Source organism: Thermogutta sp. (assembly GCF_014359955.1).
Taxonomy (GTDB): domain Bacteria; phylum Planctomycetota; class Planctomycetia; order Pirellulales; family Thermoguttaceae; genus Thermogutta.
This window is the reverse complement of sequence record NZ_JACIYL010001004.1, coordinates 1-1,370: the sequence shown is the minus strand read 5'-3', so window position 1 is coordinate 1,370 and position 1,370 is coordinate 1. Positions and strand designations below refer to the sequence as shown.

The 1,370-nt window shown below is 55.5% G+C and carries 2 protein-coding genes; one reads left to right on the top strand and one right to left on the bottom strand.

Features of this window, described 5'->3' with window-relative positions; translation table 11 throughout:
• Window positions 1-233: hypothetical protein (locus H5U08_RS18940; RefSeq protein ID WP_297036766.1), on the bottom strand; the 233-nt coding region annotated here is incomplete at its 3' end.
• Window positions 234-655: 422 nt separating this feature from the next.
• Between H5U08_RS18940 and H5U08_RS18935 the strand changes: the two genes are divergently transcribed.
• Window positions 656-1,294, top strand: a complete 639-nt coding sequence (locus H5U08_RS18935; protein WP_297036763.1) for a PH domain-containing protein — start codon at window positions 656-658, stop codon at window positions 1,292-1,294.
• The last annotated feature ends 76 nt before the right edge of the window (window positions 1,295-1,370 follow it).

Genomic DNA, 1,370 nt, shown 5'->3' with positions numbered 1-1,370 from the left:
GTCAAGCGTGCTTGAACGATCTGGTTGATGAGCTGTTCGGCATAGCTTGCGTGGGGCCCGGTCGTTTTCGTCCTCAAAAACGCCAACCGTTGATCCACAGCAGCCTCAATGACCTGCGGATCGCTTTCAAACGGCCGGAGTCCCAGCAACCGGTAATAGCTAATGGGACGTTCGTGAGGCGGAATTCCCAGCCATACGTGATAGGGATCGAAGCCACCACGCGGCGATGTCATCCGCACACCCCCTTTCCGAGAATGCCTTCCCACTCCGAAGTATCCCGGCACACCCGACGATACTACCACTTCAAGCCCTGTCTCTCAAGCCTGGCAAGTCCATTTTTCTATCCAGCCTGGACGGAACATGTCCAACCTGTGCGAAATTTTTGGAATTGGACGCAGCACTTGGTGCTTTGTGCCCGTATCATACTCGGGCGGCAGCAGCCCTGCCATTTTGAAAAGGACGCGGAGGTCAACTCCGCAGGATGGCCCGTTGATGCGGACGGCAAAGCCGTTCTCTCGGTCACCCTATCGCTTGAACCATGGGACCCTGGCATAATAACAGGCGCGAACAACGGGCGACATCACCCACGGCCTTCTGAGAAACGAAAAAGGGTTACTTCATTCCGGCATCTCGAGACAGCATTAAGGAGGGACCCATGAAATGCCCCAATTGCGGCTCGGACCTTGACCCGCTCACTGGAGTGTGTCCCCAGTGCCAGGGGGCTACCAGCACCGCCCAGAATACCGGGGCAACTCCGACGACTGATAGGGAAACCGAACAGGCACCCAAACGGGGCGATCCGGATATCGAATTGTGGAAGGCGTCCTATTCGCCTCGGGGAATGATCGGCACCTGGATCACCCTTGGCATCATCACAATCATCGTGATTGTGGTGGATATCCTGCTCATGCAGAGCCCTCTCAAGAACCATGCCGGGTTGCTGTGGGGCATCACCCTTGGACTGATCGCACTTGCCTGGTTGGTTTTTCTGGCCATTGCCTGGTACCGGAAAACGACCATCCAGTACCGCTTGACCACCTACCGGTTTTACTATCAAAAGGGTTTTATCTTCCGCACCGTCGACTCGATGGAGGTTATCGACATTGACGATATCGCCATGCACCAGAACCTTTTGGAACGGCTGGTGGGGGTGGGGCGTGTGATCTTGCGTACGAAAGATCCCTCGGATCCGCTCCTGATCTTGCAGGGGGTTCCCAATCCCCTTGAGGCCTTCAAGAAAATCGATAAGGCACGACGCGACGAACAGATCCGGCGGAGCATCAAAATTCAATAACCGGTCAAGGAATATCGCCAACTCGGTCAGCCACAGTATTGCCTTCCTTTCTCTGTGTGTTACACTGAACGCGCCC

What these genes read in the sequence shown, in the direction of transcription:
- H5U08_RS18935 (WP_297036763.1), top strand. Translation starts at nt 656, where the DNA reads ATGAAATGCCCCAATTGCGGCTCGGACCTTGACCCGCTCACTGGAGTG.